This is a genomic window from Pollutimonas bauzanensis, assembly GCF_900129885.1.
GTDB classification, from domain to species: Bacteria; Pseudomonadota; Gammaproteobacteria; order Burkholderiales; family Burkholderiaceae_B; genus Pollutimonas; species Pollutimonas bauzanensis.
In genome coordinates, this window is record NZ_FQXE01000033.1 from 1 (window position 1) to 7,827 (window position 7,827).

Annotated in this window: 5 protein-coding genes and 3 tRNA genes; all 8 read left to right on the forward strand. The window is 60.5% G+C overall.

Going from position 1 to position 7,827, the window contains the following annotated elements; genetic code table 11:
- The first annotated feature begins 1,639 nt into the window (after positions 1 to 1,639).
- A complete protein-coding gene (gene mnmG / locus BUB23_RS26225) occupies positions 1,640 to 3,556 on the forward strand; it encodes a tRNA uridine-5-carboxymethylaminomethyl(34) synthesis enzyme MnmG (protein WP_073110356.1) in 1,917 nt (638 codons plus the stop codon).
- A complete protein-coding gene (rsmG, locus tag BUB23_RS26230; RefSeq protein WP_073110359.1) occupies positions 3,556 to 4,230 on the forward strand; it encodes a 16S rRNA (guanine(527)-N(7))-methyltransferase RsmG in 675 nt (224 codons plus the stop codon). Before mnmG ends, rsmG begins: the two co-directional genes overlap by 1 nt.
- Positions 4,227 to 5,051, forward strand: coding sequence for a ParA family protein (locus tag BUB23_RS26235; protein ID WP_073110362.1), 825 nt, complete (start codon positions 4,227 to 4,229; stop codon positions 5,049 to 5,051). The genes rsmG and BUB23_RS26235 overlap by 4 nt, the downstream gene beginning before the upstream one ends.
- Before the next feature lie 22 nt (positions 5,052 to 5,073).
- A complete protein-coding gene (locus BUB23_RS26240; protein ID WP_073110364.1) occupies positions 5,074 to 5,997 on the forward strand; it encodes a ParB/RepB/Spo0J family partition protein in 924 nt (307 codons plus the stop codon).
- 118 nt (positions 5,998 to 6,115) lie between these two features.
- Positions 6,116 to 6,202, forward strand: a tRNA-Tyr gene (locus tag BUB23_RS26245).
- Positions 6,203 to 6,388: 186 nt separating this feature from the next.
- Positions 6,389 to 6,462: transfer RNA gene (locus BUB23_RS26250), tRNA-Gly, on the forward strand.
- A gap of 53 nt (positions 6,463 to 6,515) precedes the next feature.
- Positions 6,516 to 6,590, forward strand: a tRNA-Thr gene (locus BUB23_RS26255).
- A gap of 50 nt (positions 6,591 to 6,640) precedes the next feature.
- On the forward strand, positions 6,641 to 7,827 hold a 1,187-nt coding region (tuf, locus tag BUB23_RS26260), incomplete at its 3' end, for an elongation factor Tu (protein WP_073110366.1).

Here is a 7,827-nt window from a genome sequence, read left to right on the forward strand (position 1 = left end):
CTGCCTTCGCGGCCGGCTTGCTCGGCCCCGGACGGACCGCTACCTTCCCCCACCGCGCCAACGACTGCATCCCAGGTTTTGTATCTCTGCTGGGGCGGGTCGGGTGCTTGGCATTCTTGCCGGGGTTTGGGCTACCAAGAAAGAGGTCTTGCGCTCGCCCTGCGCGGGCCGCCAGCCGGCCCGCTTGGGCATTGAGGCTGGTTCGGCCTACGGTGCTGTCTAGTCTACGGTGTCGTATGCGACGACATCAAACCCATCAATCTGGCAATTGGAATCGACAACAGTCACCCGACCTGCCTGCCCGGATGCCGAGCTCGATACCGGCGGCTGTCCAATAACCGATAGTCAGGCTCGATACCAGCGCCCGTCCAATAAGCCGATTGCCAGGCCCGATATCAGCCGCCGTACTCGATGCCAGGCCCGATACGAGCCGCCGTCCGACAAGCCCGATCGCCAAGCCCGATCGCCGAGCCCGTCCAATAAACCGATTGCCAGATCCAATACCAGCAGCCGTCCAATAAACCCAATGTCCAGGCGCCGTGGGCGGGTGTGGGTTGGGCGAAATGTTGAGCAAGCCGCGCAGGCGGCCTGTTTCCGGGAGGCAAGCCCGCGCTTGTCTGAGCGAGACGCTTACGGACAGCCGGGGGCTGTCCGTTCCGCGAGTTCGCGGGCGCCCGGAAACAGGTTGACTGCGCGGGCAGTCACGGGCGAAGCCCGGGACCGCAGCGATATTGAGCCCAACCCACACCCGCCCGCGGCGACGGGTTAAGAACAAGGACAACGCAACCCACACCCCGCCCACGGCAACGGCAACGGTTTAAAACACGATCCCACAGCGCCAGATCAAGAACAACATAACCCGCACTAGCCACGGCGCCAGATCTAGAACGCTGCAACGGTTTGGATACGCGGCATTTCTTCATTCCGGTAGCTGCTGACCAAAGACCTGAAGAAACCGCCAAATGAAGGAAGCGCGCAAGTGCTGGATCGGCCACGTTCCGCAACGCAAAGCCACCATGACACGGCACACACATCAGGAAAAACTACGAAACCCCATGACCCGGCACATACATCAAGAATCGCAAGAAAGCGCCATACCCCCTGTTTCAGGCCTCGAACCACGAAATGCCAGGGAACTGCCAAGAAATATCACAATCTGCCACCCGTCAGAAGAAATATCCAAAGCCCAAGCACCCTGCGTACATAGGCGCCAATCCAGCATCCGGCATCCAAGCCGCCTATACTCCAAATACCAAGGTCTTTTAGCTATCAACTCAGCATCGCAGCGCCGAATACGCGAACAATGAAACATATTCCGACGCCCTCCCACAAGCACCTTACAGCACATAAAGTTTCGCTAAGCGATCCAGGTCCCAAGCTTCAGGCCAGGCGCTATACCGCGGGGCATCGGATGTTTCACGTGAAACATACCGCACAACACCTCACGGAAACCAGAAATTGTCGAAGCAACCGCCATACCATCTTCATGAACGTTTCACGTGGAACAGCAGCCGGCCCACCGGCAACCGAATTGTTCCACGTGAAACAACCCCAAACAGTTAAATTCCACGTTCCACGTGAAACACAAGGGTCGCGGCAGTATAATGGCGAGTTAAGTATTCTCTCGCTTGAGCGAAAAATGATTTATCCAGACGAATTCGATGTGATAGTAGTGGGTGGCGGCCATGCCGGTACGGAGGCGGCTCTTGCCGCGGCTCGCACCGGCGCTTCCACGCTTTTATTGACTCACAATATGGAAACGCTGGGCCAGATGTCTTGCAACCCCTCGATAGGCGGTATCGGCAAAGGGCATCTGGTCAAGGAAATCGACGCCCTGGGCGGGATCATGGCCTATGCCACCGACCAGGCCGGCATCCAGTTTCGCATATTGAATCGCTCCAAAGGGCCCGCGGTGCGCGCCACCCGCGCTCAAGCCGATCGTTCTTTGTACCGCCGCGCCATACGCACCGCCCTGCAAAACCAGCCCAATTTGATGATATTCCAGCAGGCGGTCGACGACCTCATGCTGGAAGGGGATCGCGTCGTCGGCGCCGTCACACAAATAGGTCTCCGCTTCCGGGCGCGCACGGTAGTGCTGACCGCAGGCACCTTCCTGAATGGTTTGATCCACGTGGGGCTGGACCATTACTCGGCCGGCCGCGCAGGCGACCCTCCTTCTATTTCCCTGGGCCAGCGCTTGAAGGAATTGAAACTGCCGCAAGGGCGCTTGAAGACTGGCACGCCGCCCCGTATCGACGCCCGCAGCATAGACTTTTCCAAAATGGAGACCCAGGCGGGCGACAGCAACCCCGTGCCGGTGTTTTCCTACATGGGCTCGGCGGACATGCACCCCGAGCAATTGCCGTGCTGGATCACTCACACCAATGAAAGGACGCACGACATCGTGCGCTCCGGGCTGGATCGTTCCCCCATGTACAGCGACAGCGGGACGATAGAGGGAATAGGGCCGCGCTACTGCCCGTCAATAGAAGACAAGATACATCGCTTTGCCGATAAGGCCAGCCATCAGATATTTCTGGAGCCCGAAGGCCTCAGCACTCGGGAAATATATCCCAACGGCGTGTCGACCAGCCTGCCTTTCGATATCCAGCTTGCGCTCGTGCGCACTCTGCCTGGCCTGGAAAACGCCATCATCATGCGGCCCGGCTATGCTATCGAATACGACTACTTCGATCCCCGCGAATTGAAGGCTACACTTGAAACCCGCGCCATCAACGGCTTGTTCTTTGCCGGGCAGATCAATGGCACCACCGGATACGAAGAAGCCGCCGCGCAGGGCCTGTTGGCCGGCGTCAATGCGGCGCTGCAGGCCAGAGGCGAGGAGGGCTGGTGCCCCAAGCGCAACGAGGCTTACCTGGGCGTTCTGGTCGACGATCTGATCACCAGCGGCGTGACCGAACCTTACCGCATGTTTACCTCGCGCGCGGAGTATCGCTTGAGCCTGCGCGAAGACAACGCTGATATGCGCCTTACGGAAGAAGGGCGCCGGCTCGGGCTGGTGGACGACGCCAGGTGGGATGCGTTCAGCCGCAAGCGCGATTCGGTCGCCCGGGAAATCGAGCGCCTCAGAGGCAACTGGATCAATCCCCACACCCTGGCGGCGCACACCGCCGAAGAACTTCTTGGCAAGCAAGTAGAGCGCGAATATTCCCTGTACGATCTTTTGAAGCGGCCGCAGGTCTCTTATGAAGCGCTCATGGCTTTGAACAAGGAAGATGGCAGCCTGCTGGCGGGCCCGGGCCTGGCCGATGAAATTGCCGCCGAACAGGTCGAGATCCAGGTCAAGTATTCAGGTTACGTTGCAAAGCAGCAGGAAGAAGTCGAAAAACAGCTTGCCCAGGAATCGCAGCCTATTCCTTCGGACATGGATTACGACGCCATCTCCAGCCTTTCCATAGAAGTGCGGCATCGCCTGAAAGCCAGCCGGCCGCAAACCGTTGGGCAGGCGAACAGGATTTCAGGGGTAACGCCCGCCGCGATTTCCTTGCTGTTGATACACATAAAGCGCCTGCAGCACAGGAAGAAAGCAGCGTAATGGCGGCCGCGAACGACCACGGGCGGCGTCTTGCCGCGGCCGCGCAAGCGCTGGCCATAGAGCTGGATGCCGGCAAGGCTTCCGCCTTGCTGGGCTATGTGGCCCAGTTGGAGCGCTGGAACCGCACGTACAATCTTACGGCCGTGCGCAATGCGGAACAGATGCTGGCGCAGCATCTGTTCGACAGCCTGGCCGTGGCGACGCCGCTGGCCAGTGTACTGGATAAAAACACAGTCAATGCGCCCCGCATCATGGATGTGGGTTCCGGCGCAGGCTTGCCGGGGGCCGTATTGGCCATCGTGTACCCGCAATGGCAAGTGTATTGCGTGGACGCGGTCGAAAAGAAAACGGCCTTTATCCGCCAGATAGCCGGCGCGCTGCGCCTGCCCAACCTGCATGCGGTGCATGGCCGTGTAGAGGCCATGGAGCCCTTGGAGGCGGATATTGTCATCTCCAGAGCCTTCGCCTCCCTGGTCGATTTTGCGACGCTGGCCGGGCCCCATGTGGCCCCTGGCGGGCATCTGGCCGCCATGAAGGGTCGGGAACCGCAGGACGAGATCAATACCCTCGAGCAGCGGACCGACTGGCGCGCCAGCCGCATCCAGACGCTGCTCGTCCCCGAATTGAACGCCCAGCGTTGCCTGGTCTGGTTGAATCGCCAAGGAACCCTATGAATCACGACACCGCTATCGCCGTCGCCAATGTCTTTTGTATTGCGAACCAGAAAGGAGGGGTGGGGAAAACCACCACGGCCATCAACCTGGCGGCGGCTCTTGCCGCGATGGACAAGCGTGTGCTGCTGGTCGACCTGGATCCCCAGGGCAATGCCACCATGGGCAGCGGCATCGACAAGAACAAGGTCGAACAGAATCTTTATCAGGTGCTGATAGGGGACTCCACCATCGCCCAGGCCCGCGTGAGGTCGGAGGCCGGCGGCTACGACGTGCTTCCGGCAAACCGGGAGCTGTCCGGCGCGGAAATCGACCTGATCCAGATGGACCAGCGCGAACAGCAGCTCAAGCAGGCCATAGAGCACGTGCTGGGCGATTACGATTTCATCCTGATCGATTGCCCGCCTACCCTGTCTTTGCTCACCCTGAACGGCCTGGCTTCGGCGCACGGGGTCATCATCCCCATGCAGTGCGAATACTTTGCCCTGGAAGGGCTGTCTGACCTGGTGAACACCATCAAGCGGGTGCATCGGAACATCAACCCCGAATTGCAGCTGATAGGCTTGCTGCGGGTCATGTTCGACACACGCGTGACGCTGCAGCAGCAGGTCTCCGCCCAGATCGAAACGCATTTTGGCGACAAGGTCTTCAAGGCGGTGGTGCCGCGCAATGTGCGGCTCGCCGAAGCGCCCAGCCACGGCTTGCCCGGCATCGTCTATGACAAGAACTCCCGCGGCGCCAAGGCCTATATCGAATTTGGCCACGAGCTCATCAAGCGCGTGAAGAAAGAAGCCTTGCGCCAGCTGGCTCGTCCGCGCGGCTAAACGAATCTGAAAGAGGAACACAATGGCAACGAAGAAACCTAAAGGGCTGGGCCGCGGTCTGGACGCCCTGCTCGGCGAAGATGGCCCAGTGATGGAGAATTTCGGCAAGACCGATCGCGAAAGCGAGCATCTGCCCTCCGTACTCAAGGTGGAAGTCATGCGCGCCGGCAAATACCAGCCGCGCACGCGCATGGATGAAGGCGCGCTCAACGAGCTTGCCGAATCCATCCGCAGCCAGGGCATCATGCAGCCCATACTGGTGCGCCCTCTGGCCGGAAAAGATGCCGGCAAGTACGAAATCATCGCGGGGGAGCGGCGTTTCCGCGCCGCGCAGCTGGCCGGTCTTGCCGAAGTGCCGGTGCTGGTGCGCGAAGTGCCCGATGAAAGCGCGGCGGTCATGGCGCTCATCGAGAACATTCAGCGGGAAGACCTCAACCCTCTGGAAGAGGCCCAGGGCGTGCGCCGCCTGCTCGACGAATTCGGCCTGACCCACGAACAGGCCGCGCAGGCGATAGGCCGCTCGCGCTCGGCCACCAGCAACCTGATGCGGCTGCTGAACCTGACAGGGCCGGTGCAGACCATGCTCCTGGCCGGCGATATCGATATGGGCCACGCGCGCGCCTTGCTGGCGACCGATACGGCGACGCAGATCCTTCTGGCCAACGAAGTCATCGCCAAACGCCTGTCTGTGCGCGAAACCGAAAAGCTGGTCGCGCGCAGCATACGCGAGGCGGAAGAGAAAACAGCCAAGCCGGGCCGCAAGTCGGTCGCCCACTCCGGCGACCTCAAGCGCATGGAGAAAGCCTTGTCGGATCACCTGGGCACCCGCGTGACGCTCAAGGTCGGCGCCAAGAGCCGGGGCCAGCTGATGATAGATTTCCACGGATGGGAACACTTGAATTCACTCCTGGAGCGCCAGGGTCTGGCGGGGGTGGTCGACGCCTGACCGCCGGTCCCGCCGCTTTTATTCCACGCTGGCGGCATATCGGCGCGCTTTCCGCATTTTGACCGCCACGGCGTTTGACAAGCCCTAAAAAAGTCTGCATAATTCGCAATTCGCTTTTGGTGGGATGCCCGAGTGGTTAAAGGGGGCAGACTGTAAATCTGTTGACCTTGCGTCTACGTTGGTTCGAATCCAACTCCCACCACCAGAAGCTCTTTTTTGCTGCGGCCGTCCTCATCGAAGCAGGGCGGTTGCAGAATAAAACAAGCTGGTTGTAAAAAATGATGGCAAGGCGCTGCGTGATGCATGCGGCGCTGGCAGGAAGCGGTTGTAAAAGTTTGTGGCTGTTGAGCAGTGTTCCGGCCGCAGGCGATCAGGCGGATTGAATCTCCTAGCGGGTGTAGCTCAATGGTAGAGCAGAAGCCTTCCAAGCTTATGACGAGGGTTCGATTCCCTTCACCCGCTCCAGTTTACGGTTTTTTTGATTTCCGCCTGAAAAGGCGGATAGCAACGAAGTAGTTGCCCATGTGGCTCAGTGGTAGAGCACTCCCTTGGTAAGGGAGAGGTCACGCGTTCGATCCGCGTCATGGGCACCAAAAATTTTCTTTATAGCTTTATTCCATAGTTCCACAGTCAGGAGTCAGCCATGGCAAAAGGTAAGTTCGAACGTACCAAACCCCACGTAAACGTAGGCACGATTGGGCACGTTGACCACGGCAAGACGACGCTGACGGCGGCAATCACGACGGTGCTGTCCAAGGCCTTCGGCGGCGAAGCCAAGGGCTACGCGCAAATCGACGCGGCGCCTGAAGAGAAGGCGCGCGGCATCACCATCAACACCTCGCACGTCGAGTACGAAACCAAGGCACGCCACTACGCGCACGTTGACTGCCCGGGCCACGCCGACTATATCAAGAACATGATCACGGGCGCCGCGCAGATGGACGGGGCGATCCTGGTGGTGTCGGCCGCCGACGGCCCGATGCCCCAGACGCGCGAGCACATCCTGCTGTCGCGCCAGGTTGGCGTGCCTTACATCATCGTGTTCCTGAACAAGGCCGACATGGTCGATGACGCCGAGCTGCTCGAGCTGGTGGAAATGGAAGTGCGCGAGCTGCTCTCGAAGTACGACTTTCCTGGCGACGACACGCCCATCATCACGGGTTCGGCCAAGCTGGCCCTGGATGGCGACGAAGGTCCGCTGGGCACGCAGGCGATCATGAAGCTGGCCGATGCGCTGGACACCTACATCCCGACGCCCGAGCGCGCGGTGGACGGGGCGTTCCTGATGCCGGTGGAAGACGTGTTCTCGATCTCGGGTCGGGGCACGGTGGTCACGGGCCGCATCGAGCGCGGCATCGTCAAGGTGGGCGAGGAAATCGAGATCGTGGGCATCAAGGACACGGTCAAGACTACCTGCACGGGCGTGGAGATGTTCCGCAAGCTGCTGGACCAGGGGCAGGCGGGCGATAACGTGGGCGTGCTGCTGCGCGGCACCAAGCGCGAAGATGTCGAGCGCGGCCAGGTGCTGGCCAAGCCCGGCTCGATCAAGCCGCACACGGACTTCTCTGCCGAGGTGTATATTCTGTCCAAGGACGAGGGCGGTCGCCACACGCCGTTCTTCCAGGGCTATCGCCCGCAGTTTTACTTCCGCACGACGGACGTGACGGGCACCATCGAGTTGCCGGCCGACAAGGAAATGGTGCTGCCGGGGGACAACGTGTCGATGAAGGTCAGCCTGATGTCGCCCATCGCGATGGAAGAAGGCCTGCGCTTTGCCATCCGCGAAGGCGGACGCACGGTGGGCGCCGGCGTCGTTGCCACCATCATCAA